The following is a 23,754-nucleotide window of genomic DNA, read 5'->3' as shown; positions in this document are numbered from 1 at the left end:
CATACCGCGGCAGCTACCTGGCCTACCTACAGCTCCGTCGCGTCTTCGGCGGGCTCCAACGGATCCAGCTCATACGCCTGATATTCCAGCAGCTCTTCCTGATAGTCATCCATTGCGTGTCCTTCCCAATTCGTTGAACCAGTGCCTGAAGGCCTGGAGTCAGCATAAGGCTGCTTTATGAACAAAACATGAAGCCGAGGCCTCATGAATTAAACGTAGCACAGCATCGGGAATTTAAAGCCGGCAGATGTAGCAAGGGATTACCTCCCTCCCTACATCGACTCAGGACGCAGGAAGCGGCTGGATGGGCTCGGTCGGCGCCGGCAGGGAACTGGCCGGTGGCGGCGTAATGGTTTCCGTCGACGAAGGTGCAGAGGACTCGGGCTCGCTGGGGGCAATCGGCGCGGGTTCGACCGGTGGTGCGACCGGCTCCGACACAGCGGGGGCGGGTTCGACCGGCGTCGCAGGTGCAGGGGCTGGCGTCGGTTCGGGTGCCTGCAGCGCCGCCGGCTGAGGGGCTGAAGGGGGAGCCAATGCAGCCGGTTCGGCCTTGGGCTCGGGAACGCCTAGCTCGGTTTTCGGTTTGTCGCCGGTCTCGACGGCTTTTTTTGCTTCCGGAGGCAGAAAGAGTTCCACCAACGTAAAGAAACGCTCGTAGAACTTGGCTGCCGACACGGTTTCGCTGGCCACCTTGACCATCGAATCATCCGAAGAGCCAATCGGCATCGACACAGACCCCAATACCCCCACGCCCAGGCTGGCGGAGTTATTGATTTTCTTCAGGGCATAACGGTCCTGCAGGGCATTGGCGAATATGGTCGCGCGATGTCCGGGGCCGCCGTCCTCGGCGCAGACCAGATTGAAACTGATCTCCATGTGGGTGTCACCGGTCTGCTGGAAACTCTTGTGACCGCTGACCAGCTTCGGATCGCTGCTGGTGATGATGTATCCCTGGCTGAGCAATGCCCGACGGCCCGCCTCACAGGTCGCCACATCAGTCACCGGATAAGTGCGCGAGAACGTGCCCGAATCATCAAAATTCTCGTGCTCGTAGATGGCCGTCTTCTTGGAGGAACAACCGGTTGCGACGGCCAGCAGCAATGCCAGCCCAACGGTGCGCATGTGAAGTGATCTGAACATTGAACATCCTGGGGAAAACATTCCGGCGCGTATTGTGCAACAGAACGCTGCCGGGCAGCTTGGCTAATCATGTCTCAAAGGGCTTACAAGTCTACGGGTGCTTCTCGACAGGAAAAAGACAAAACTCGACGAATCGACGAAACATCCCTATCCGTAGCAATACACAGATACAAAAAGACCCCGACCTTTCGGCCGGGGTCCTGACAAGCAAAACCTTCAGACCATCAGAAACGCTTGATGTCTGCCTGGCTTTCCAACTGCTTGCGATAAGCCGCGAAGTCCTGCTGGCCGACACGGGACGCCAGGTAGCGGCGATACTCGGTTTTTTCTGCCTCGGTCGGTGCCGCCGCTTCGTTTACGCCATTCAAGCGCAACACCGTCACGCTGCCGTCAGCCAAGGTCACGCTGGCAAACGTCGGCTTGTCCTTCGACTCAGGCTTGGGCATGCGGAACAACGCCTGCAACACGGCAGGGTCAACACCCTCCTGGCCACGGGTAGCCGCTTCGACGGCTTTCCAGCCTTGGCCATTGACGGGCTTGTCCAACGCAGCCTTGCCATCACGCAGGCTGGCGATCAGCTCGTCTGCACGAGTCTTGGCTGCCGCGCTGGCGTGCTCCTTGGCCAACTGGGCGCGGATAGGACCGGCCACGCTTTCCAGCGGCATTTGCTCAGGCTTGCGGTGCTCCTTGGCACGCAGCACCACGACCGTTTCCGGGTCCAGTTCGATGGCGGTGCTGTTGGCGCCCTCCTCCAGGACTTCCGGGCTGAACGCAGCAGTGACTACGGCGCGGTTGGCCGCAATCCCTTCACCGCCTTCACGACCGAACGGCGCCGACGTATGCACGGTCAGCTTCAGGTCCTGGGCCGGTTGGGCGAGGTCCGAAGCTTCAAACGACGCATCTTCCAATTGCTTGGTCGCTTCAACGAAGCGTTGCTCCACCTGCTGGGCCTTCAGTTCGCGGGTGAGCTTGTCCTTCAGGCTCGCGAAGGTCGGAACCTCAGGTGCTTCCACGCCCAGCAGCTTGATCAGGTGCAAGCCGAAATCGGTTCGCACCGGCGCCGATACCTGATCCTTGTTCAAGGCGTACAGTGCCTTTTCAAACTCGGGATCATAGACACCTGGCCCGGCATAACCCAGGTCACCGCCATTGTTTGCCGAACCCGGGTCCTGGGAGTATTCCTTCGCCAACGCCTCGAACGATTCGCCTTTGGCCAGGCGAGCCTGGATTTCCTCGATCTTCGCCTTGGCCTGGGCTTCGGTGACCTTGTCGTTCACTTCGATCAGGATATGCGCAGCCCGCCGTTGTTCAGACAGATTGGCGATCTCTTTCTGATACGCCGCTTGCAAATCTTCGTCGTTGACGCTGACTTGGTCGAAGAAAGACGCTTTCTTCAATTCAAGGTAATCGATGACAACCTGATCAGGCGTCATGAATTCCTTGGCATGCTGGTCGTAGTAAGCCTTGACCTCGTCGTCGGTCAACTTCACCGCCGATGGATCTGCCTTGACGGTCAGGGTGGCGAAGTCACGCGTCTGCTTTTCCAGTCGGGCGAACGCCAACACCTGGGCATCGGTGACGAAGCCGCTGCCGGCCAGGCCGGCGCGCAATTGGCCGATCAGCATTTCCTGGGCCAACATCTGGCGGAATTGCAAGCGACCATAACCCAACTGGCGAATCACTTGATCGAAACGCTCGGGGCTGAACTTGCCGTCGACCTGAAACTCAGGCGTTTGCAGGATCACTTGGTCCAGCGCGGCTTCGGAGAACGCGAATTTCGCGTCATGGGCACCTTGCAACAGCAATTTGCGCTCGATCAGGCCCTTGAGCGCCGAGTCGCGCAGCATTTTTTCGTCCAACAACGAAGCGTCGAAATCCTTGCCCAACTGTTGCATGAGCTGGCGGCGTTGCATGTCGACCGCCTGGCTCAGCTCGTTCTGGCTGATGTTTTCGCCGTTGACCTTGGCCGCTTCGTTACTGTTGGTGGTGGCTTTGAAAATGGCATCGAAACCGGTCAACGCCATCAATGCGACGATGACCCCGATGATGGTCTTGGCAATCCAGCCTTGTGAATTGTCCCTGATATTCTGCAGCATGCGTCCCCCAGAAACGGTTGAACTTCAAATTTAGGCAACCGTGGAGCGTGGGTAGAATCCGGATAGAAGAAAGGCGCATCCGAGGATGCGCCTTCTCGTAACTGGCGGAGCGGACCGGGCTCGAACCCGCGAGCCCTGGCGTGACAGCCCGGATGTTACCGGACGCATTACCGCTCCGCTGCCAAGCCAGGCATGACCCCGACCCGGATAAACTCAATGAAACCTTAGTTAACGGCTTCTTTCAGCGCTTTACCAGCTTTGAAGCCTGGCTTTTTGGCAGCAGCGATCTGCAGCGTCTTGCCGGTCTGCGGGTTGCGACCAACACGAGCTGGACGATCGGTAACGGAGAACGTACCGAAACCAACCAGAACAACAGAGTCGCCAGCCTTGAGAGCGCCAGTGACGGATTCGATTACAGCGTCCAGCGCACGGCCAGCAGCAGCTTTCGGGATATCAGCGGATGCAGCGATAGCATCAATCAGTTCCGACTTGTTCACTCTAAGTCCCCTTATATCTATTTTGAGATGATTCTAAGTTTTTTTGGTGAAAGCAAAAACGAGTGCTGAATGGCCTGCAGACACTTAAGAGCCGCTTTATAACAAGGGCTCTAAAAAACTGTCAAGGAAGCCCCCCAGGCAAATGCGTATTAATGCGTGCTAATTCTTTCCTTAGAGTCAGACTCTCGCTTTTCTTCCTTCGCGACAATCTCCGGAGCCACATCCGGCAAGGGCTCCGGCGCGTATTGCAGCGCAATTTGCAGGACCTCGTCAATCCATTTAACCGGTTTGATCTGAAGATCCTGCTTGATGTTGTCAGGAATTTCCTTCAGATCACGAACATTCTCTTCAGGAATGATCACGATCTTGATGCCACCACGGTGAGCCGCCAGCAGTTTTTCCTTCAGGCCGCCAATCGCCAGCACCTGGCCACGCAGGGTGATTTCCCCGGTCATGGCCACATCGGCCCGCACCGGAATGCCGGTCAGCGCCGATACCAATGCCGTGCACATGCCTACGCCAGCACTCGGACCGTCCTTGGGCGTCGCACCTTCAGGCATGTGGATATGGGTGTCGCGCTTTTCATGGAAATCCAGCGGAATGCCCAGGCTACGAGCACGGCTGCGAACAACCGTCAGCGCCGCAGTGATCGATTCGACCATGACATCCCCCAGGGAGCCGGTCTTGATCAACTGGCCCTTGCCCGGTACGACGGCGGCTTCGATGGTCAACAGCTCGCCACCGACTTGCGTCCACGCCAGGCCGGTCACCTGCCCGATCTGGTCCTGCTGCTCCGCCAGGCCGTAGCGGAATTTGCGCACGCCCAGGAAATGCTCCAGCGAGTCCGAAGTCACCTTGACCGCAAAGCGTTTCTCCAGAGCATGTTCCTTCACCGCCTTGCGGCAGACCTTGGCGATCTGACGCTCCAGGCCACGTACACCGGCCTCGCGAGTGTAGTAACGAATGATGTCGCGGATCGCTTCCTCGTCGAATTCCAGCTCGCCCTTTTTCAGGCCATTGGCCTGGATCTGCTTCGGCGAAAGGTATTTGACGGCGATGTTGATCTTCTCGTCTTCGGTGTAGCCCGGCAGACGAATCACCTCCATCCGGTCCAGCAACGCTGGCGGAATATTCATCGAGTTGGAGGTGCAAAGGAACATCACGTCCGACAGGTCGTAATCAACTTCCAGATAGTGGTCGTTGAAGTTGTGATTCTGCTCGGGATCGAGCACTTCGAGCAACGCAGATGCCGGATCACCGCGCATATCGCTGCCCATCTTGTCGATTTCATCCAAGAGGAACAGAGGGTTGCGCACGCCCACCTTTGTCATCTTTTGAATCAATCTTCCTGGCATGGAGCCGATGTACGTCCGACGATGGCCGCGAATTTCAGCCTCGTCACGCACGCCACCCAGTGCCATCCGAACGAACTTGCGGTTGGTGGCGTGGGCAATCGATTCCGCCAGGGAGGTTTTACCGACCCCCGGAGGCCCAACCAGGCACAGCACCGGGCCACGAATCTTTTTCACGCGTTTTTGCACGGCGAGGTATTCAAGGATGCGCTCCTTGACCTCTTCCAGACCGTAGTGGTCCGCATCCAGGATGTCTTCGGCACGCGCCAGGTCCAGGCGAACCTTGCTCTGGGCCTTCCACGGTACCTGGACCAGCCAGTCGATGTAGGAACGCACCACGGTGGCTTCGGCCGACATCGGCGACATCTGCTTGAGTTTGTTCAGCTCGGCCTGGGCCTTGGCAAGGGCATCCTTTGGCAGGCCGGCGGCATCGATGCGCTTCTTCAGCTCTTCGATTTCGTTATGACCTTCATCGCCGTCGCCGAGCTCTTTCTGAATGGCCTTCATCTGCTCGTTCAGGTAGTACTCGCGCTGGCTGCGCTCCATCTGTTTCTTCACGCGCCCGCGAATGCGCTTCTCGACCTGCAGCAAGTCGATCTCGCCATCGAGCAAGGCCAGTACGTGTTCGACACGGGCCGACAAATCGATGATTTCAAGAATTTCCTGCTTCTGCTCGATCTTGAGGGCCATGTGGGCCGCCATCGTGTCGACCAGGCGTCCGGGCTCGTCGATGCTGTTGAGCGACGACAGGACCTCGGCTGGCACCTTCTTGCCCAATTGCACGTACTGTTCGAACTGCGACAGCAGGCTGCGGACAAACACCTCGGATTCACGCTCCGGCGCATCGACTTCGTCGATCAGCGAGACCTCGGCACGGCAATACCCGTCCACTTCGCTGAAACGCTCGACTGCCCCACGCTGCTCGCCTTCAACCAGGACCTTGACGGTGCCGTCGGGCAGCTTGAGCAATTGCAGGACCGTTGCAATCGTACCTACGCGATAAAGTGCGTCTTCGCCGGGATCGTCGTCGGCAGGATTTCTCTGAGCGATCAGAAGAATCTGCTTATCACCCGTCATCGCGGCCTCAAGGGCTTCGATGGACTTCTCGCGCCCCACGAACAGCGGGATAACCATGTGCGGATACACCACGACATCGCGCAATGGCAGGAGAGGCAATTCGATGGTTGTCTTCATGATTTCGCCTCTACGGCGGCCATAAGGCCGTAAACAGATGGAAGTAAGCTTGAAACCAAGATGGGGGCAGCCTTCAAAAAAAACAAGCGCTAAGACACGTCTAAAACGCGCTAATAGCAAAGGGGCCCGAAGGCCCCTTCTTTTATTTCAACTGCGGGACACTCACGCGTCCGGTGCAGCCTTGGCAGCCGGCTCACTGTTTTCGTAGATATACAGTGGCTTGGACTTGCCTTCTATGACGCTTTCGTCGATGACGACCTTGCTGACGTCGGACTGCGACGGGATCTCGTACATCGTGTCCAGCAATACGCCTTCGAGAATCGAACGCAACCCACGGGCACCGGTTTTACGCTCCAGGGCACGCTTGGCGACGGATTTCAGCGCGTCGGAACGGAATTCCAGGTCTACACCTTCCATTTCGAACAGCTTGGCATATTGCTTGGTCAGGGCGTTCTTCGGCTCGGTAAGAATCTGCATCAACGCCGCTTCATCCAACTCATCCAATGTCGCCAGGACCGGCAGACGGCCGACGAACTCAGGGATCAGACCGAACTTGACCAAATCGTCAGGCTCGACTTCACGCAGGGATTCACCAACCTTCTTGCCTTCTTCCTTGCTGCGCACTTCGGCGTTGAAGCCGATGCCGCCGCGAGTGGAACGATTCTGGATGACCTTTTCGAGGCCAGAGAACGCACCACCACAGATGAACAGGATGTTACGGGTGTCGACCTGCAGGAACTCCTGCTGCGGATGCTTGCGACCGCCCTGGGGCGGAACGGAGGCAACCGTGCCTTCGATCAACTTCAGCAAGGCCTGCTGCACGCCTTCACCGGAAACGTCCCGGGTGATCGACGGGTTGTCGGACTTGCGGGAAATCTTGTCGATTTCGTCGATGTAGACAATACCCATCTGGGCTTTTTCCACATCGTAATCGCACTTCTGCAGCAGCTTCTGAATGATGTTCTCGACGTCCTCACCCACATAACCCGCCTCGGTGAGGGTGGTTGCGTCGGCGATGGTGAACGGAACGTTCAGCAAGCGGGCCAGGGTCTCGGCCAGCAGGGTCTTACCCGAGCCTGTCGGGCCGATCAGCAGGATGTTGCTCTTGCCGAGCTCGACCTCGTCATTCTTCTTGTCACGCTGGTTCAGGCGCTTGTAGTGGTTGTATACCGCTACGGCCAGTACCTTTTTTGCGCGCTCCTGACCGATTACATACTGGTCAAGGATGCCGCTGATTTCTTTGGGCGAAGGCAACTTATGCGCGCTGCTCTCGGCCTGGGCTTCCTGCACCTCCTCACGGATGATGTCATTGCACAGGTCGACGCACTCGTCGCAAATGAAGACCGAGGGGCCGGCAATCAATTTGCGTACTTCATGCTGGCTTTTGCCACAGAAGGAGCAATAAAGCAGTTTGCCGTTGTCCTCGCCGTTGCGGGTGTCAGTCATTCGATCGATCCAAATCCGATAGGCTTGCAACACAAGATGAAGGCAATTGCGGGCTTTTTCAAGCCCGCAGGTGATCGGACATGCCGACCACCCTCATTTTGAGCGGCTTATATTAAGCGGGGCGCTGGCTGATCACTTCGTCGATCAGGCCATATTCACGTGCGGCTTCGGCGCTCATGAAGTTGTCGCGGTTCGTATCGCGCTCGATTTCTTCAAGGGTGCGCCCGCTGTGCTTGGCCATCAAGGTGTTGAGGCGCTCGCGAATGAAGAGGATTTCCTTGGCATGGATCTCGATATCCGATGCCTGGCCCTGGAAACCGCCCAGTGGCTGGTGAATCATCACACGCGAGTTAGGCAGGCAGTAACGCTTGCCCTGAGCACCGGCGGTCAGCAAGAACGCACCCATGCTGCACGCCTGGCCGATACAAGTGGTCGAGACGTTCGGCTTGATGAACTGCATGGTGTCGTAGATCGACATGCCGGCAGTCACCGAACCGCCCGGCGAGTTGATATAGAGATGGATGTCCTTGTCCGGGTTTTCCGCTTCAAGGAACAGCAGTTGTGCACAGATCAGGTTGGCCATGTAGTCCTCAACCGGGCCCACCAGAAAAATCACTCGCTCCTTGAGCAGACGCGAGTAGATGTCATAGGCACGTTCGCCACGGGCGGACTGCTCGATAACCATCGGGACCAGACCGCCTGCGGCCTGGATGTCAGAGCTCTGCTGATAAAAAGAATTGCGGGACATGTCTCGCAGTCACTCCCAAATAGTTATGTCTTGAATACGCATAAGCCAGCGCGAAGGCTGGCTTATGGGTGTGTGTTTCTTACCGCGAAACCATCAATCGGCTTGTGGAGCTTCCACCGGCTTGACCGCTTCTTCGTAAGAGACCGCTTTGTCGGTCACGCTAGCTTTCTGCAGAACAGTATCCACAACTTGTTCTTCCAGCACAACCGAACGGACTTCGTTCAGTTGCTGGTCGTTCTTGTAGTACCAGGACACGACCTGCTCAGGCTCCTGGTAGGCCGAGGCCATTTCCTGGATCAGTTCGCGGACACGGGCTTCGTCAGGCTTGAGTTCGAACTGCTTGACCACTTCGGCAACGATCAGACCCAGCACGACGCGGCGCTTGGCTTGCTCTTCGAACAGCTCGGCAGGCAGTTGGTCTGGCTTGATGTTGCCACCGAACTGCTGGACGGCCTGCACGCGCAGACGGTTCACTTCGTTGTCCAGCAGGGCCTTTGGCACTTCGATCGGGTTGGAGGCCAGCAGACCGTCCATGACCTGGTTCTTCACCTTGGACTTGATGGCCTGGCGCAGCTCACGCTCCATGTTCTTGCGAACTTCGGCGCGGAAACCTTCCAGCCCGGTTTCCTTGATACCGAACTGGGCGAAGAACTCTTCGTTCAGCTCAGGCAGCTTCGGCTCGGAAACGCTGTTGACGGTCACGGTGAACTCAGCGGCTTTGCCAGCCAGGTCCAGGTTCTGGTAGTCCTCTGGGAAGGTCACGTTCAGGACGCGCTCTTCGCCAGCCTTGGCGCCGACCAGGCCATCTTCGAAACCTGGGATCATGCGACCGGAGCCCAGCACCAGCTGGGTGCCCTTGGCGGAGCCGCCAGCGAACACTTCACCGTCAACCTTGCCGACGAAGTCAATGTTCAGTTGATCTTCGGTCTGGGCAGCACGATCAGCCACTTCGAAACGGGTGTTCTGCTTGCGCAGGATGTCCAGCATCTTGTCCAGGTCGGCGTCCGACACGTCAGCGCTCAGGCGCTCGACGGCAATGGACTCGAAACCGGCGACAGTGAACTCAGGGAACACTTCGAACGTGGCAACGAACTCGAGGTCCTTGCCTTTTTCCAGCACTTTAGGCTCGACGGAAGGAGCGCCAGCCGGGTTCAGCTTCTGCTCGACCACAGCTTCGTAGAACGAAGACTGGATCACGTCGCCCACGGCTTCCTGGCGCGCATCAGCTTCATAACGCTGACGAATCACGCTCATTGGCACTTTGCCTGGGCGGAAACCTGGAATCTTGGCCTTTTGGGCAGTCTGCTGCAGACGCTTGTTGACCTGAGTCTCGATACGCTCAGCTGGCACGGTGATGCTCATGCGGCGCTCAAGAGCAGAAGTATTTTCAACAGAAACTTGCATGGATATTCCTCGTTGCACAGACGTTGGCCGGGCGTTTCCGACCCCAGAATCAAGGGCATGCATTCTAGTAGGTCAAACTCAAGAAGTCACCCTACTGAAAACGCGCAGGAAACAGGCGCCGAATTAAGGAGCGGGACAATCGGTCATGCCCCGCCCGGTTTGCAAATACAGTCACTCATCGCCAAGGCTCTGCAAAGCGCTTCTATATATAGAAGCGTCATTTCCAACAACCTGGCATGCCGCCTCCAGAGGAAGGCCGACGAACCTGTCGAGCATCATCGCGAAACACTTTTGCGACGAATCGACTACGACGCGTCCGCGTGAAAACCAGCGCAGACGCGAACACACAACCCATGAAAAAAAAACGGCGCAGCCCTTTTCAGGTTCTGCGCCGTTCTCTGCTAATTAAATAGCCACTTGTATGGTGCGGACGGAGAGACTCGAACTCTCACACCTTGCGGCGCTGGAACCTAAATCCAGTGTGTCTACCAATTCCACCACATCCGCGTTTCAAGCTGTTTAAAGCAAAGGCGCCAGACCGTTAAATCTGGCGCCTTTCTAGAATATGGGGTGGACGATGGGGATCGAACCCACGACAACGGGAGTCACAATCCCGTGCTCTACCAACTGAGCTACGCCCACCATATTGCCTTGTTGCGTTACTTGTGCCAAAGCTGCCTAATGGCGCACCCGGCAGGACTCGAACCTGCGACCATCCGCTTAGAAGGCGGATGCTCTATCCAGCTGAGCTACGGGCGCCTTTTTAATCTGTATTCTTGGACGATTACAAACTAAGTGCTTTCAGTTTTGCCGAGTTGAAACAACCAACTCCGCTCCACCTTCTTAACCAGTGCTAGGCTGTGCCCGACAAGTGCGACGAATGTTATAGACGGCCTGATAGGTCGTCAACTCTTTTCTGAAAAAAATTCATTTAATTAAAGGGCTTAGGGGAATTTGCAGACCAAGCGCCTTTGCCCTCACGCCTCGGCATGCGAGAATGCGTTCTCTTTTTTTCCCCTCTCGATGGTTAACCACGCGCAATGACTGCACAACTTATCGACGGCAAATCGATCGCCGCCAGCCTGCGCCAGCAGATCGCCCAACGAGTCACCGAGCGCCGCGAGCAAGGTCTGCGCACGCCCGGCCTGGCGGTGATCCTGGTCGGCAGCGATCCTGCCTCTCAGGTTTATGTCTCGCACAAGCGTAAAGACTGTGAAGAGGTCGGCTTCCTTTCCCAGGCCTACGACCTGCCTTCCGAAACCACTCAGCAGGCGCTGGCCGACCTGATCGACCGTCTCAATGACGATCCGAACATCGACGGCGTTCTGCTCCAGCTCCCGCTGCCAGAACACCTCGACGCCTCGAAACTGCTGGAGCGTATCCGCCCGGACAAAGACGTCGACGGCTTCCACCCTTATAACGTAGGCCGCCTCGCCCAACGCATCCCCCTGCTGCGCCCCTGCACCCCCAAGGGCATCATGACCTTGTTGGAAAGCACCGGCGTGGATCTTTATGGGCTCGACGCCGTCGTCGTGGGCGCATCCAATATCGTCGGCCGTCCGATGGCTATGGAATTGCTGCTGGCCGGTTGCACCGTCACCGTGACCCACCGTTTCACCAAGGACCTGGCGGGCCACGTCGGCCGTGCCGACCTGGTGGTCGTGGCGGCGGGCAAGCCAGGCCTGGTCAAGGGTGAGTGGATCAAGGAAGGCGCGATCGTCATCGACGTGGGCATCAATCGCCAGGACGACGGCAAGCTGGTGGGTGACGTGGTCTACGAGACTGCCCTGCCCCGCGCCGGCTGGATCACCCCGGTACCGGGCGGCGTCGGCCCGATGACCCGGGCCTGCCTGCTGGAGAACACGCTGTACGCGGCCGAAACGCTGCATAGCTGACAAAAGCCCCAACCAAACCGGTGGGAGCGAGCTTGCTCGCGATAGCGGTGCACCAGGCAACACACTTGTTGACTGGACACGACCCTATCGTGAGCAAGCTCGCTCCCACAGCTTTTTTCAGGGGCTGGAGCTTTGATCAGGCTCGTGGCGCTCGGATTACAAATTTTTCAGATCCGACTCGCCAGAATCCCCGTCCATTAAACTTTATTTATTCTTCAGCCCCGCTGGCATGAGCATATAGCGCTGTCCTCGCCCATACTCATAAAATGCGGCGTTTTTTCAACAAGCCGCTGTTTAATGGCCTTTTTAACTCCATCGAGTCTACTCGCGTGAAAATTCGTCTTTCGATCCTCAGCCTGTTTTTCGCTTTCTCAGGCACCTTCATCACGCAAAACGTCAATGCGCAGGAAACCATCGCGGCCCCCAGGGACACATCGAAACTTCAAGTCGCCTCCGGCAGCGCCATCCTGTTGGATTTACAGACAGACAAGGTGGTTTATTCGAGCAATCCGGACGTCGTGGTGCCGATTGCATCGGTGACCAAGTTGATGACGGGGCTGATCGTGCTGGACGCCAAGCAGGACCTCGACGAATACATCTCCATGACCATCACCAACACGCCGGAAATGAAAGGCGTGTTCTCCCGGGTCAAGCTCAACAGCGAACTGTCCCGCCGGGATACGTTGTTGATCGCACTGATGTCGTCGGAAAACCGCGCTGCGGCCAGCCTCGCCCACCACTATCCGGGCGGCTACGCGGCGTTTATCGCGGCGATGAATGCCAAGGCCAAGGCCCTCGGCATGACCAGCACCCATTACGTCGAGCCGACCGGCCTGTCTATCCACAACGTGTCGACCGCCCGCGACCTGACAAAACTCCTGATGGCCGCTCGCAAATACCCGCTGTTGAGTGAACTGAGCACCACCAAGGAAAAGACGGTGACGTTCCGTAAACCGGTCTACAGTCTCGGTTTCCGCAACACCGATCATCTGGTGCACAAGGCCAACTGGGACATCCAACTGACCAAGACCGGCTTCACCAACGAGGCAGGCCATTGCCTTGTCCTGTTGACCAAGATGGGGAATCGGCCGATGGCCTTGGTCATTCTCGATGCGTTCGGCAAATACACTCACTTCGCCGACGCCAGCCGTATCCGCAGCTGGGTGGAGACGGGGAAAAGCGCCAGCGTTCCGGCAGTCGCCTTGCAATACAAAGCCGCCAAGAACCTCAAGAGTCGCCAGAGCGGCGTGGTGGAAGCGTCCAAGTAAGGCGGATACGCCCACAATGAATAGCCCCGACTCGTCGGGGCTATTCACATTCAGGGCTTCAGATCGCCCAATGGATCATAAGGCCTGGAAGAAGGCGGATCCTGATCCTTCTCATCCCGGGGCGCCTTCGCGGGACCTATCGGGTCGACTTGAGGATCGTCGAGATCCGGTGAATCCGGATCGAACCCCAGATCGTCATCGCCGGATGAATGCTCGGAAGAATGCGGCCCCGAAGGTGTTTTCGACTGTGCCATTGCTGCCTCCTTGAATCATCGCCCGGAAACTCCAGGCCCTGACGATAAGAACCCGAGGCAAGCATGGTCGTGCCCGGCAGGTGACGAACGGGGATGTCACTTCAGTGTGCGTTCCCCAATGCCTTGGTGGCGCGCGCTGCCGCCTGCTCCTGCCCTGACCCGGCCAATTCACCGGCGGCCTTCAGCCAACGCTGCGAGTCGACATTGGCCGGAAGCTGCGTAGGTTGCTGGACCAGCACCGCCCAACCCCCTGCGCCCTTGAATGCTGATTCGAACGCACTAAAACTCATCAACGATCGCCGGTTCATCCCGGAGCGCAGCAGCACGGTGCGTTTCTGTCGGTTATACCCCGCAAGAATGGCGTATCGCGGGCCGGACCAGAACGCCGAACCCTCGGTGTAGCGCAACAGCACGGGATAACCCGCCGCCACCTGTTCAAGCAACGCGCCAAGCTCGCTGTCGAGCGGATAGACCACGAGCCCATACTCTCGCGCCAGGGTTTGCAGGTTCTGCTGCAACCGAGGCTCGCCACCCGGCAAGTGCAGAGGTTTTTCCAACAGTCCCGGGGTGATGACGGTGCCCTGCAAAGTCAGCAGCGCCGCCAGCGACTGCGGGGCGCCCTGATACATTTCGCCCCTATAGAACGGCACGCTGTTGAGTTCCACCCGTTCGGGCAGGCGCTGGATCTGCGGCGACACGCTCCCCGCGCACCCCACCAGGGCGACGAGGCAGGACGCCGCCAGTACCAGTGATCGAAAAGATGAAATGACCGGCGACATGACGACTCTCTCGTTAAAGCAGACCCGGCATCCGGGCCGGGCTTGGGCGGACGATCATAAGGCGCCCGCAAGCCTGGGTATAGCCATTAACGACAGTTTCACCCTCGCAATAGAACGAACCGATCCGTTGGTCGATTCTACGGATCGACTGCTCGTAACACTTCAGCGACTAGACTGTCCATTGTAATGAGTGCATTGCCCGGCCTTGGGCAGAAGGAGGCACAGATGAGCCTGACGACGACTATTCTGATGCTGATATTCGGCTGGTTGAGCGTAGCCACCGCCATGTTATGGGGCGTGTTGCGGATCGCCCGGCGTCACCATCACAGCCCTGCGCGGCAAAACTCGAAACCCGCCAGGGGCCACGCCGCGGCACATTGATATTTATCGGCCTCTCATGAAAAAGCCGCCCCGGCGTTGGACCGGGGCGGCTTTTTTCACGTTGATCAGTTGTTCTCGACCATCGCCTTTTCCCTGGCGCGCCGGGACAACATGTTCAACACCTCGATCGCCGCCGAGAAGGCCATCGCCGCATAGATATAACCCTTAGGCACATGGGCACCGAAACCTTCGGCGATCAGCGTCATGCCGATCATGATCAGGAAGCCCAGGGCCAACATGACCACGGTGGGGTTGTCATTGATGAACTTCGCCAACGGCTCGGCCGCCAGCAGCATCACCAGGACCGAAACCACCACGGCAATGATCATGATCGGCAGGTGCTCGGTCATGCCCACCGCTGTAATGATGCTGTCGATGGAAAACACCAGGTCAAGCATCAGGATCTGACCGATCGCGGCGGCAAAACCCAGGGTAACGCCAGACGAGGCCGACTTGGGGTCGTTGGGCGCCGGGTCCATGCTGTGGTGAATCTCGGTGGTGGCTTTCCATAGCAGGAACAGGCCGCCAGCAATCAGGATCATGTCCTTCCATGAAAACGCCTGGCCGAGAATTTCGATGACCGGCTCCGTCAACTGCACGATGAAGGCGATGGTGCTCAACAGGCCCAGGCGCAGGATCAGCGCCATGCCGATGCCTACCCGTCGTGCCTTGACACGGTGTTGCTCGGGCAGCTTGTTGGTCAGAATCGAAATGAAGATCAGGTTATCGATGCCGAGCACGATTTCCATGACAACCAGGGTTGCAAGGGCAATCCAGGCGGTGGGGCTGGCGGCGAGTTGTAACAGATAATCCATGGGTCAGTCCTGACTCGATTAGACGGGGTTAGAGGGTCTTGGTGGAGGTTTCAGATTCTTCAGCGTCTTCTTCAGGCGCTTTCTTGGGACTGATCAGCCCACCCGTGGCGTCGCTGAGGGCTTGTTCGGCCGCCTTGTGCGTATCGTCAATGGCCTGCTTGGCCGTTTCGACCGCTTGTTCCTTCAATTGCTGGGCAAGTTGCTGAGCGCTTTTTTCCGCTTGTTCACAGCCCACCAGGGCCACCGACGACAACGACAGCAAGGCTGCGAGCCCCAGGTTTCTATGCATCATGGACAGTGCCTCTCAGAGAATAGACCGAGCACAAAAGATGGCTCACCGATGGCCCGGAATTCTAGAGACGGAAATACTTCAGGAAAATTCGTATTTTTGGCGGTTATACTTCGGTTTTTACGAAGCAGCCAATGTCATGCTCAATTATCGGCAGTTGCATTATTTCTGGGTGGTGGCGAAAACCGGGAGCATTGTGCGTGCCTGCGAGCAACTGAACCTGACCCCACAGACCATCAGCGGACAGATTTCGCTGTTCGAACAGACCTATGACATCAAGCTGTTCCGCCGTGTCGGACGCCAACTGGAACTGACCGAGGCCGGCCGCCAGACATTGCCGTATGCCGAGCATATGTTCCAACTGGGCGGCGAACTGGAACTGATGCTGCGGGCGCAGCCCAACGAGCAGCAAACATTGTTTCGGGTCGGGGTGGCGGATGTCGTGCCCAAATCGATTGTCTATCGGCTGCTGGCGCCGACCATGGAACTGACTGAACCGCTGCGCATCACCTGTCGCGAAGACAAGCTCGAACGGCTGTTGGCAGACCTGGCAATCCAGCGCCTGGACCTGGTGATTTCCGACAGCCCGATGCCGAGCCACCTGGATATCAAGGGCTTCAGCCAGAAGCTGGGAGAATGCGGAATCAGTTTTTTCGCCACCGCCGCGCTGGCCGATCGTCATGGACGGGATTTCCCCCACGGCCTGCATGACGCCCCGCTGCTGATCCCTGGGCCGGAAACCGTGATCCGCAGCCGCCTGCAACGCTGGTTCGCCGAGCAGCAGATCCAACCGCGCATCGTCGGTGAATTCGACGACAGCGCGCTGATGCAGGCGTTTGGTCAATCCGGCAGCGGGATTTTCATCGGCCCCAGCGTGATCGCTGAAGAGGTCAAGCGGCAATACGGCGTGCAGGTCATCGGCCAGACTGATGCAGTGAGCGAGTCCTTCTACGCCATCTCGGTGGAGCGCAAGGTCAGCCATCCGGGCATCGTCGCCATCGCCGAAGGTGCGCGCCGCGAGCTGTTCAGCGTCTAAGCGCAGGCCGCACGAGGCTTGAAGGTCATCAAAAGCAACGCCAACAATATCGACACCAGGATGAATCCGGCCGCCGCGAAACCGACATTGCCCAACCCCAGGGTATCAATGACCCGCCCGCCCACCATCGCGCCCAGGCCAATGCCCAGGTTGGCGCCAGCGATGTTCAGCGACGCCGCGAACGCCGGTGCCTCGGGTGCGGCTTTCATCAGCCGTACATGGCTGACCAGAAATAAAGCCGCTTGGGTCACCCCCCAAATCCCCATCGCAGCCGCCAGACCCAGAGTCGAATGAATGCTTGGCACCAGTGCCACCATGCCGCCGATCATGAACAGGCAGAACACCATCGACGCGATCAACGGGTGCCGGTCCACCGCGCGACCGCCCAGGGAATTGCCCAGCAAGCCCACGGCGCCGAAGCCCATCAGGCACCAGCCCACGAGCGTGCCGTCGAAGCCGGCCAGGCGTTCAAGAATATCCGCCAGGTAGGTATAGGCAGTGAACATGCCGCTGAAGACCAGGATCGAAAGCAGCACATGCCCTTGCATCAAAGGGCTGCGCAAGATTTTGAATTGCGAGCGAAAGCTCACCTGATGCTGATGCAGGTTGGTCTTCGGCAGGTAAATGAACAGCAGCAGCGCCTTGGCAAACGCGATGACCGCCAGGATCGCAAAGGCACTGCGCCAGCCAAACGCATCGGAGATCAGCGTGCCCACCGGGATGCCGAACACGGTGGCGCAGACGATGCCGAAACCGATCCTGGCGATGGCACGTCCAGCGAACTGCGGCCCGACGATGTCCACCGCCGTTTCACTGGCCAACGCCCAGAACACTGGCAGGCCCAGCGCCGGGATCAACCGGGCAACGGCCATCACCCAGATATTCGGAGCCAGCGCTGCCAACGTGTTGGCCAGGCCGAACATCACCAGCACGCTGATGAACAATTTGCGCCGCTCGACACGGGCGAACCAGGCGGTCAGGAACGGCCCGAACGCCGCCACCGTAAACGCAAACAAGGTCACCAGCAGCCCGGCCTGGGGAATGCTGACCTGAAGATCGCGGGCAATGGCGGGGAGCAGGCCGACGATGATGAATTCCGTGGTCAGCACCGTAAATCCGGCGGCAGACAACAGGAAGATGGGCAACAGCATGCAAGACTCCAGCAAAACGACGACACCAGCGTTAGCCAAGGGCCCGCTGGAGATATTGAAAGGTGAGGAAAACAAAGCCTAACAGAATGTTCCTTCCGGCAAAATGCGCTTAAACATGCGGGTGACGGATCGTCACAGGTCCGTCAGATTTTTCGTCGGGCTGTGATAAAGTCCGCGGCCTGCAAATTGCTCCACCTTCTTTTCGGTCCAGCTCATGTGGCCTGCCCGCTTGTTGCCCTGATTGGCTGACCGTTGCACATAAAAAAATCAGAGATGCCGTTATGACTGCTGTGTCCCCTTCACTTTTGCAACGCCTCAAACAGACTGGCCTGGTCACGCGAATCATCATCGGCCTGATCGCCGGTATTGTCCTGGCATGGCTGGCGCCAGATCTGGCGAAATCCACCGAGTTCATCGGCAAGGTGTTTGTATCCGCGCTCAAGGCCGTGGCGCCGATCCTGGTGTTCGTACTCGTCATGGCCTCCATCGCCAACCACAAGCACGGCCAGGAAACCCACATCCGGCCCATCCTGTTCCTGTATCTGCTGGGTACTTTTGCCGCGGCAGTGGTCGCGGTCATTGCCAGCACGTTGTTCCCCTCCAGCCTGGTGCTGGCCACCCAGGACGTTGCCGTCACGGCGCCAGGCGGCATCAGCGAAGTATTGCAAAGCCTGGCGCTCAGCGTGGTCGATAACCCGGTCCGTGCGTTAATGACCGGCAACTTCATCGGCATCCTGGCCTGGGCCATCGGCATGGGCATCGCCATTCGCCACGCGGGCCAAACCACGCGCACCGTGCTGGAAGACCTGTCCAACGGCGTGACGGTGATCGTACGGCTGGTCATCAGCTTCGCCCCGCTGGGGATTTTCGGACTGGTGGCCTCGACCCTCGCCACCTCCGGTTTCAGCGCCCTGCTCGGCTACCTGCACCTGTTGACCGTGCTGATCGGCTGCATGCTGTTCGTGGCGCTGGTGGTCAATCCGCTCATCGTGTTCTGGAAACTGCGTCGCAACCCGTACCCACTGGTGTTCACCTGCCTGCGCGAGAGCGGCATCACCGCGTTCTTCACCCGCAGCTCGGCGGCGAACATTCCGGTGAACCTGGAACTGAGCAAACGTCTTGGCCTGCATGAAGATACTTACTCGGTTTCCATCCCGTTGGGCGCTACCATCAACATGGCCGGCGCGGCCATCACCATCACGGTCCTGACATTGGCGGCCGTGCATACGCTCGGCATCGTGGTGGATGTGCCAACGGCCGTGCTGTTGAGCGTCGTCGCAGCGATCTGCGCCTGCGGTGCTTCCGGCGTTGCCGGTGGTTCGCTGTTGCTGATCCCGCTGGCGTGCAGCCTGTTCGGTATCCCCAGTGAAATCGCCATGCAGGTGGTTGCGGTGGGCTTCATCATCGGTGTGCTGCAGGATTCGGCTGAAACGGCTTTGAACTCGTCCACCGATGTCTTGTTCACGGCGGCGGCTTGCCTGGGCGAGGAAGAGCGAGCGCAGCGTACTGCGTAAACCGTACAGCCCCGCAAAAAAGAAAAGCCCGGAACGGCTCGCACCGTTCCGGGCTTTTTCATGGCGCTGGCTTTAGAAAGCGCCCATGTAATCACGCTTGCCCACTTCCACGCCGTTATGACGCAACAATGCGTACGCGGTCGTCACATGGAAGAAAAACTGCGGCAGGCCATAGGTCAGCAAATAATTCTGGCCAGTGAAGCGCTTCTCCTTCGGCGTGCCCGGACGCGTCACGATCTCGATGCCTTCCTTGCCATCGATCTGCTCAGGCTTGATCCCTTCGATGAAGGCCAGCACCTTGGTGATCAACGCTTGCAGCTCGGCGAAGGTGGTCTCGCTGTCGTCATATTTCGGCACCTCAACCTCGGCCAGGCGCGCGGAAACACCCTTGGCGAAGTCCACGGCGATCTGCACCTGGCGCACCAGCGGGAACATGTCAGGGAACAGGCGGGCCTGCAGGAAAGCGTTCGGGTCGATGTTCTTCGAAGTGGCGTGGGCCTCGGCCTTGTTCAGGACGTCGCTCAGGGCATTGAGCATCTGCTTGAAGACCGGGACGGAAGCGGCATACAGGGAAAGTGTCATGGCAATCTCATGCGAGTGATAGAAGGGAATACATCGAACGTGGGCGATTATAGCCACGGCTTGTTACGCACCTTGTCTTTTATTGCGCAAGGATTACGCTAGGCGGCTTCCACAGCATAGGGAACGCGCGATGAGCATCGAAGAACAAAGCCCGGCCGACGAACCACGGCTCACCAGCATAGAAATCCGCATTCTCGGTGCACTGATCGAAAAACAGGCCACCAATCCCGAGACCTATCCTCTCACCCTTAACGCCCTGGTGCTGGCCTGCAACCAGAAAACCAGCCGCGAACCGGTGACCAATCTCAATCCAGGCCAGGTCGGCCAGAGCCTGCGCGCCTTGGAAGGCCGCGGCTTTACCCGATTGGTCATGGGCAGCCGCGCCGACCGCTGGGAGCACCGGGTCGACAAGGCGCTGGAATTGGTGCCAGCCCAAGTGATCCTGATGGGCCTGCTGTTCCTGCGCGGCCCACAAACGGTCAATGAACTGCTGACCCGCAGCGGCCGCATGCACGATTTCGAAGACACCGAGCAGGTCGTGCATCAGCTTGAGCGCCTGATTGCCCGCGGCCTGGCGCTATTGGTTCCGCGCCAGGCCGGCCAACGTGAAGACCGTTATGTGCATGCCATGGGCGATCCGGCGGACATCGAGGCCATCCTCGCCGCCCGCCACCAGCCCGCCGAGCGCAACACCGCTGGCGGCGTGTCGCTGGAGCGCATCGAAGAGCTCGAAGCGCGCATCGCGGCGCTGGAGGAACGGCTGGCGCGGTTGGAATAACAGCGCTACGCGGCCCGGGCGAAAGCCACGGCTTTTTCGAACTGCTCCAGGTTGGGCCGCACGCCGGTGTACAGGACAAACTGCTCCAGGGCCTGGATCGCGATGACTTCCAGCCCTGTGATGACCCGCTTGCCTTCCGCCCTGGCGCGCACGATCAGCGGCGTTTCCGAGGGAATCGCCACGACATCGAACACGGTCTCGGCAGCGGTAATGGCGGACGGCTCGAATGCCAGCTGATCCGCCTCCACGCCCCCGGTCATTCCGATCGGCGTCACGTTGATCAGCATCTGTGGCCGACGCTCTCCCAGTTCGGCTTGCCAGTCGTAACCCAGGGAATCGGCCAGGGCGCGTCCGGTGGTTTCGTTGCGAGCGACGATCAGCCCGTTTTTGTAGCCCCCGTCGCGCAAGGCGCTGGCGACCGCCTTGGCCATGCCACCACTGCCCCGTAGCGCGAAGGTCGACTCCGTGGGCACGGCATGGCTTTTCAATAGTTGGGCGACGGCGATGTAATCGGTGTTATACGCCTTCAAATGGCCGTTGGTATTGACAATGGTGTTGATCGACTGGATCGCCGCAGCGGAAGAATCCAGCTCATCGACCAAGGCTATGCAAGCCTCCTTGAACGGCATCGATACACCGCATCCACGAATCCCCAGGGCGCGGATACCGCCCACGGCCCCGGGCAGGTCCTGGCTGCTGAACGCCTTGTAATAGAAGTTCAGCCCTAATTGTTCATACAAATGATTGTGGAAACGCAGGCCGAAATTGCCTGGGCGCCCCGACAGGGACATGCACAACTGGGTGTCTTTATTGGGATTCATTTGCATACGGGTCTCCTCGAGCACTTTTCGGACAAACGGAATCGCCGTCCTGACCGGTTTATTCGATGATCAGACACCGGGCGTAGCGCAGCGACTCGCCCGTTTGTGTAAAAAAATCAGCGACAGACCTTACACAATATTTACCCAACGGCGTCGCAAATCCTGGGAAAATCGCTGTCATAGCAAGTATCCCCGCGCCCCTACTTGGGTCTGTTGCAGACCACAGGCGCCGGGGCCGGAACGAGGAATCGCCATGAAACGCACACTCCCCATCATCGCCCTGCTCGTGGGGGCACTCGCGGTCACCGGCCAGGCATCCGCCCATGGTCGCGGTGGTTGGGAGGGGCCCGCAGTGTTCGGCGCCATCGTCGGCTCTGCCATCGTCGGCTCCGCGCTCATCAGCCGTGACCGGCCGGTGTACGTCCAACAGCCGGTGTATGTGCAACCGCAACCGGTCTATGTGCAGCAACCCCCACCGGTCTACTACCAGCCGCAGCCGGTGTACGTGGAACAACCGATCTACTACCGCCCGGCTCCGGTTTATTACGGGCCACCACGGGGCTATTACTACGGCCCGCCACGCGGTCATTACGGCCGCTGGTAATCAGTTATCAGGCAATAAAAAAGCAGCCTGCGGTCGATGACCCCAGGCTGCTTTTTTCATGAAGGAGTCCTGTTATCAGGATTCAGACATGCTCGCTGCTTTTCAGACGCGCCGGGCCATGCTCTGGCGCCAGATGGTCAGGCACCGCCACCACCGGTATCTCATTGCCATCGCAGTCGTGCAGTTTGCCGTCGCTGAAATAGTCGCCTTCGCGCAACGCGGCCAGATCCTGATACCGCAAGACCCGCTCGGTGCCGGCGGCGAACACCGATTGTTGATCGGAATTACCAGCGGTGAGGTGGTTGAAGGCGAGGTTCAGGACAATCGCCATGATGGCCGACGAGCTGATGCCGGAATGGAAAATAGTCGCGAACCAGCTTGGGAAATGATCGTAGAAGTTAGGCGCGGCGATGGGGATCATGCCGAAGCCGATGGACGTGGCGACGATGATCAGGTTGACGTTGTTGCGGTAATCGACCTTCGACAAGGTCCGGATACCGCTGGCCGCAACGGTACCGAACAGCACGATACCCGCACCGCCGAGTACCGACGTCGGCACGGCGGCAATCACCCGGCCCATGAACGGCAACAGCCCGAGCACCACCAGGAAAATCCCGCCAGTGGCCACCACGAAACGACTCTTGATACCGGTCACCGCCACCAGGCCGACGTTCTGGGCGAAGGCACTCTGGGTGAACGAGCCGAAGATCGGCGCGATCATGCTCGACAGCATGTCAGCGCGCAAGCCGTTGCCCAGCCGCCGGGAGTCGACCTTGGTGTCGATGATCTCGCCCACCGCCAGGATGTCGGCTGAGGTCTCCACCAGCGTCACCATGATCACAATGCACATCGACAGAATCGCAGCGATATGAAAGGTCGGCATGCCAAAGTGGAACGGCGTTGGGAAACCGAACATCGGGCCTTCGCTGACCGATGAAAAGTCGGCCATGCCCAGGAACACCGCAATGACCGTACCGATGACCATCGCCAGCAGGATCGACAGCCGGGAAATAGTCGCGCTGCCCATTTTGCTCAACAACAACACCAGTACCAGCGTCACAGCAGCCAAGCCGATGTTGGCCATGCTGCCGAAGTCAGGGGCGTGGCTATTGCCGCCCATCGCCCAGCGCGCCGCCACTGGCATCAGTGTCAGGCCGATAGTGGTAATGACGATGCCGGTCACCAGTGGCGGGAAGAACCGGGTGATCCGCGAAAACACCGGGGTGATCAACAGACCAATCAAGGAGGCGGCGATGACCGCGCCAAGGATCGCCTGGAAGCCCCCTTCACCACCGGTGCCAACAATCGCAACCATGGTCGCGACGCCTGAAAACGAAACACCTTGGACCAGTGGTAATTGGCAGCCAAAGAACGGCAGGCCAAGGGTTTGCAGCAGGGTCGCCAGCCCCCCCGCGAACAATGAGGCTGCGATGAGCAGACCGATGTCTGCCGGCGACAGTCCGGCCGCCTGGCCGATGATCAAGGGCACCGCGACGATGCCGCCATACATGGTCAACACATGTTGCAGGCCGTAAGCCATATTCGCGCCGACGCCGAGGTTTTCGTCCTCGGGCCGTGGGAGTGAAACATGGGGCGTTTTCATGGTTCGGGGGTTCCCTGTTTTTTGTTATGCGCACACTGTATTCAAAACTCAGGACAAATGTCCATAGAGTTGTATACAACTTGTTGCCAGTGGCGGCATCAACAGGA

The 23,754-nt window shown here is 58.7% G+C and carries 22 protein-coding genes and 3 tRNA genes; 7 read left to right on the top strand and 18 right to left on the bottom strand.

What is annotated here, in order from left to right; translation table 11 throughout:
* Positions 1-282: 282 nt before the first annotated feature.
* The 10 genes from Q7C33_RS22445 to Q7C33_RS22400 form a co-directional block, all read right to left on the bottom strand.
* Positions 283-1,140 carry a DUF2242 domain-containing protein gene (locus tag Q7C33_RS22445; RefSeq protein WP_030140025.1) on the bottom strand — a complete coding sequence of 286 codons (858 nt, stop codon included), beginning with the start codon at positions 1,138-1,140 and terminating at the stop codon, positions 283-285.
* A 224-nt stretch (positions 1,141-1,364) separates the two neighbouring features.
* Complete coding sequence (locus Q7C33_RS22440; protein ID WP_258650313.1) at positions 1,365-3,236, bottom strand: SurA N-terminal domain-containing protein; 1,872 nt, start codon at positions 3,234-3,236, stop codon at positions 1,365-1,367.
* Positions 3,237-3,460: 224 nt separating this feature from the next.
* The gene (locus Q7C33_RS22435; protein WP_008077714.1) at positions 3,461-3,733 is read right to left on the bottom strand and encodes an HU family DNA-binding protein; all 273 of its coding nucleotides are present in this window, start codon (positions 3,731-3,733) and stop codon (positions 3,461-3,463) included.
* A gap of 149 nt (positions 3,734-3,882) precedes the next feature.
* On the bottom strand, positions 3,883-6,279 hold the full coding sequence (gene lon / locus Q7C33_RS22430) for an endopeptidase La (RefSeq protein WP_030140023.1): 2,397 nt from the start codon (positions 6,277-6,279) through the stop codon (positions 3,883-3,885).
* Positions 6,280-6,441: 162 nt separating this feature from the next.
* A complete protein-coding gene (clpX, locus tag Q7C33_RS22425) occupies positions 6,442-7,725 on the bottom strand; it encodes an ATP-dependent Clp protease ATP-binding subunit ClpX (RefSeq protein ID WP_030140022.1) in 1,284 nt (427 codons plus the stop codon).
* 112 nt (positions 7,726-7,837) lie between these two features.
* On the bottom strand, positions 7,838-8,473 hold the full coding sequence (gene clpP, locus Q7C33_RS22420) for an ATP-dependent Clp endopeptidase proteolytic subunit ClpP (RefSeq protein WP_030140021.1): 636 nt from the start codon (positions 8,471-8,473) through the stop codon (positions 7,838-7,840).
* A 93-nt stretch (positions 8,474-8,566) separates the two neighbouring features.
* Positions 8,567-9,877: a trigger factor gene (gene tig, locus Q7C33_RS22415; protein ID WP_030140020.1), complete on the bottom strand. Its 1,311-nt coding sequence runs from the start codon at positions 9,875-9,877 to the stop codon at positions 8,567-8,569.
* 422 nt (positions 9,878-10,299) lie between these two features.
* Positions 10,300-10,384, bottom strand: a tRNA-Leu gene (locus tag Q7C33_RS22410).
* Positions 10,385-10,443: 59 nt separating this feature from the next.
* Positions 10,444-10,519: transfer RNA gene (locus Q7C33_RS22405), tRNA-His, on the bottom strand.
* Between the two features lie 40 nt (positions 10,520-10,559).
* Positions 10,560-10,636 (bottom strand) — tRNA-Arg (locus Q7C33_RS22400).
* 281 nt (positions 10,637-10,917) lie between these two features.
* On the opposite strand from Q7C33_RS22400, the gene folD reads away from it, so the two are divergent.
* Together folD and pbpG are read left to right on the top strand one after the other, a co-directional pair.
* Positions 10,918-11,772, top strand: coding sequence for a bifunctional methylenetetrahydrofolate dehydrogenase/methenyltetrahydrofolate cyclohydrolase FolD (folD, locus tag Q7C33_RS22395; RefSeq protein ID WP_030140019.1), 855 nt, complete (start codon positions 10,918-10,920; stop codon positions 11,770-11,772).
* 329 nt (positions 11,773-12,101) lie between these two features.
* Positions 12,102-13,040, top strand: a complete 939-nt coding sequence (gene pbpG, locus Q7C33_RS22390; protein WP_030140018.1) for a D-alanyl-D-alanine endopeptidase — start codon at positions 12,102-12,104, stop codon at positions 13,038-13,040.
* A 50-nt stretch (positions 13,041-13,090) separates the two neighbouring features.
* Here the strand turns inward: pbpG and Q7C33_RS22385 are convergent, their stop codons facing one another.
* Both Q7C33_RS22385 and Q7C33_RS22380 read right to left on the bottom strand, forming a co-directional pair.
* Positions 13,091-13,294 (bottom strand): DUF6021 family protein, encoded by a 204-nt coding sequence (locus Q7C33_RS22385; RefSeq protein WP_039589130.1) that lies wholly within the window; start codon positions 13,292-13,294, stop codon positions 13,091-13,093.
* A gap of 101 nt (positions 13,295-13,395) precedes the next feature.
* Entirely contained in the window at positions 13,396-14,073 is a 678-nt protein-coding gene (locus Q7C33_RS22380) for a peptidase C39 family protein (RefSeq protein ID WP_258650309.1), read from the bottom strand.
* Between the two features lie 225 nt (positions 14,074-14,298).
* On the opposite strand from Q7C33_RS22380, the gene Q7C33_RS22375 reads away from it, so the two are divergent.
* Entirely contained in the window at positions 14,299-14,454 is a 156-nt protein-coding gene (locus Q7C33_RS22375) for a hypothetical protein (protein WP_187293323.1), read from the top strand.
* A 65-nt stretch (positions 14,455-14,519) separates the two neighbouring features.
* Here Q7C33_RS22375 and Q7C33_RS22370 read toward each other — a convergent pair whose 3' ends face one another.
* Positions 14,520-15,269, bottom strand: a complete 750-nt coding sequence (locus Q7C33_RS22370; protein WP_030140015.1) for a TerC family protein — start codon at positions 15,267-15,269, stop codon at positions 14,520-14,522.
* Positions 15,270-15,297: 28 nt separating this feature from the next.
* The gene (locus Q7C33_RS22365; protein ID WP_030140014.1) at positions 15,298-15,561 is read right to left on the bottom strand and encodes a hypothetical protein; all 264 of its coding nucleotides are present in this window, start codon (positions 15,559-15,561) and stop codon (positions 15,298-15,300) included.
* 136 nt (positions 15,562-15,697) lie between these two features.
* On the opposite strand from Q7C33_RS22365, the gene nhaR reads away from it, so the two are divergent.
* Positions 15,698-16,594, top strand: coding sequence for a transcriptional activator NhaR (gene nhaR, locus Q7C33_RS22360; RefSeq protein WP_323154159.1), 897 nt, complete (start codon positions 15,698-15,700; stop codon positions 16,592-16,594).
* On the opposite strand, the gene Q7C33_RS22355 is transcribed toward nhaR, so the two are convergent.
* Positions 16,591-17,745 (bottom strand): MFS transporter, encoded by a 1,155-nt coding sequence (locus Q7C33_RS22355; protein WP_030140012.1) that lies wholly within the window; start codon positions 17,743-17,745, stop codon positions 16,591-16,593. The two genes, nhaR and Q7C33_RS22355, sit on opposite strands and share 4 nt — an antisense overlap.
* 281 nt (positions 17,746-18,026) lie before the next feature.
* Here Q7C33_RS22355 and sstT point away from each other — a divergent pair, with 281 nt between their 5' ends.
* The gene (gene sstT, locus Q7C33_RS22350) at positions 18,027-19,259 is read left to right on the top strand and encodes a serine/threonine transporter SstT (RefSeq protein ID WP_030140011.1); all 1,233 of its coding nucleotides are present in this window, start codon (positions 18,027-18,029) and stop codon (positions 19,257-19,259) included.
* Between the two features lie 72 nt (positions 19,260-19,331).
* Here sstT and Q7C33_RS22345 read toward each other — a convergent pair whose 3' ends face one another.
* A complete protein-coding gene (locus tag Q7C33_RS22345; RefSeq protein ID WP_030140010.1) occupies positions 19,332-19,841 on the bottom strand; it encodes a DUF1993 domain-containing protein in 510 nt (169 codons plus the stop codon).
* Between the two features lie 130 nt (positions 19,842-19,971).
* Between Q7C33_RS22345 and Q7C33_RS22340 the strand changes: the two genes are divergently transcribed.
* Complete coding sequence (locus Q7C33_RS22340; protein WP_030140009.1) at positions 19,972-20,619, top strand: YceH family protein; 648 nt, start codon at positions 19,972-19,974, stop codon at positions 20,617-20,619.
* A gap of 5 nt (positions 20,620-20,624) precedes the next feature.
* Here the strand turns inward: Q7C33_RS22340 and Q7C33_RS22335 are convergent, their stop codons facing one another.
* Entirely contained in the window at positions 20,625-21,446 is an 822-nt protein-coding gene (locus Q7C33_RS22335; protein WP_030140008.1) for a shikimate 5-dehydrogenase, read from the bottom strand.
* 247 nt (positions 21,447-21,693) lie between these two features.
* On the opposite strand from Q7C33_RS22335, the gene Q7C33_RS22330 reads away from it, so the two are divergent.
* Positions 21,694-22,044 carry a hypothetical protein gene (locus Q7C33_RS22330; RefSeq protein WP_198797801.1) on the top strand — a complete coding sequence of 117 codons (351 nt, stop codon included), beginning with the start codon at positions 21,694-21,696 and terminating at the stop codon, positions 22,042-22,044.
* An 82-nt stretch (positions 22,045-22,126) separates the two neighbouring features.
* On the opposite strand, the gene Q7C33_RS22325 is transcribed toward Q7C33_RS22330, so the two are convergent.
* Positions 22,127-23,647, bottom strand: coding sequence for a nucleobase:cation symporter-2 family protein (locus tag Q7C33_RS22325; RefSeq protein ID WP_198797802.1), 1,521 nt, complete (start codon positions 23,645-23,647; stop codon positions 22,127-22,129).
* Positions 23,648-23,754: the final 107 nt, after the last annotated feature.

Source organism: Pseudomonas sp. BP11-1-1, from assembly GCF_052112105.1.
Classification (GTDB): domain Bacteria; phylum Pseudomonadota; class Gammaproteobacteria; order Pseudomonadales; family Pseudomonadaceae; genus Aquipseudomonas; species Aquipseudomonas alvandae.
The sequence above is the reverse complement of the archived record's forward strand: the minus strand, read 5'-3'. Positions and strand labels throughout refer to the sequence as shown.

Excerpts from the sequence above, each read along its gene's own strand:
- Q7C33_RS22335 (WP_030140008.1), bottom strand. The coding sequence starts at position 21,446 with ATGCAAATGAATCCCAATAAAGACACCCAGTTGTGCATGTCCCTGTCG.
- Q7C33_RS22355 (WP_030140012.1), bottom strand. The coding sequence starts at position 17,745 with ATGCTGTTGCCCATCTTCCTGTTGTCTGCCGCCGGATTTACGGTGCTG.
- Q7C33_RS22345 (WP_030140010.1), bottom strand. The coding sequence starts at position 19,841 with ATGACACTTTCCCTGTATGCCGCTTCCGTCCCGGTCTTCAAGCAGATG.
- Q7C33_RS22445 (WP_030140025.1), bottom strand. The coding sequence starts at position 1,140 with ATGTTCAGATCACTTCACATGCGCACCGTTGGGCTGGCATTGCTGCTG.
- Q7C33_RS22330 (WP_198797801.1), top strand. The coding sequence starts at position 21,694 with ATGAAACGCACACTCCCCATCATCGCCCTGCTCGTGGGGGCACTCGCG.
- sstT (WP_030140011.1), top strand. The coding sequence starts at position 18,027 with ATGACTGCTGTGTCCCCTTCACTTTTGCAACGCCTCAAACAGACTGGC.
- clpP (WP_030140021.1), bottom strand. The coding sequence starts at position 8,473 with ATGTCCCGCAATTCTTTTTATCAGCAGAGCTCTGACATCCAGGCCGCA.
- folD (WP_030140019.1), top strand. The coding sequence starts at position 10,918 with ATGACTGCACAACTTATCGACGGCAAATCGATCGCCGCCAGCCTGCGC.
- Q7C33_RS22325 (WP_198797802.1), bottom strand. The coding sequence starts at position 23,647 with ATGAAAACGCCCCATGTTTCACTCCCACGGCCCGAGGACGAAAACCTC.
- Q7C33_RS22385 (WP_039589130.1), bottom strand. The coding sequence starts at position 13,294 with ATGGCACAGTCGAAAACACCTTCGGGGCCGCATTCTTCCGAGCATTCA.
- Q7C33_RS22340 (WP_030140009.1), top strand. The coding sequence starts at position 19,972 with ATGAGCATCGAAGAACAAAGCCCGGCCGACGAACCACGGCTCACCAGC.
- Q7C33_RS22440 (WP_258650313.1), bottom strand. The coding sequence starts at position 3,236 with ATGCTGCAGAATATCAGGGACAATTCACAAGGCTGGATTGCCAAGACC.
- Q7C33_RS22365 (WP_030140014.1), bottom strand. The coding sequence starts at position 15,561 with ATGATGCATAGAAACCTGGGGCTCGCAGCCTTGCTGTCGTTGTCGTCG.
- Q7C33_RS22380 (WP_258650309.1), bottom strand. The coding sequence starts at position 14,073 with ATGTCGCCGGTCATTTCATCTTTTCGATCACTGGTACTGGCGGCGTCC.
- nhaR (WP_323154159.1), top strand. The coding sequence starts at position 15,698 with ATGCTCAATTATCGGCAGTTGCATTATTTCTGGGTGGTGGCGAAAACC.
- tig (WP_030140020.1), bottom strand. The coding sequence starts at position 9,877 with ATGCAAGTTTCTGTTGAAAATACTTCTGCTCTTGAGCGCCGCATGAGC.
- Q7C33_RS22375 (WP_187293323.1), top strand. The coding sequence starts at position 14,299 with ATGAGCCTGACGACGACTATTCTGATGCTGATATTCGGCTGGTTGAGC.
- lon (WP_030140023.1), bottom strand. The coding sequence starts at position 6,279 with ATGAAGACAACCATCGAATTGCCTCTCCTGCCATTGCGCGATGTCGTG.
- Q7C33_RS22370 (WP_030140015.1), bottom strand. The coding sequence starts at position 15,269 with ATGGATTATCTGTTACAACTCGCCGCCAGCCCCACCGCCTGGATTGCC.
- clpX (WP_030140022.1), bottom strand. The coding sequence starts at position 7,725 with ATGACTGACACCCGCAACGGCGAGGACAACGGCAAACTGCTTTATTGC.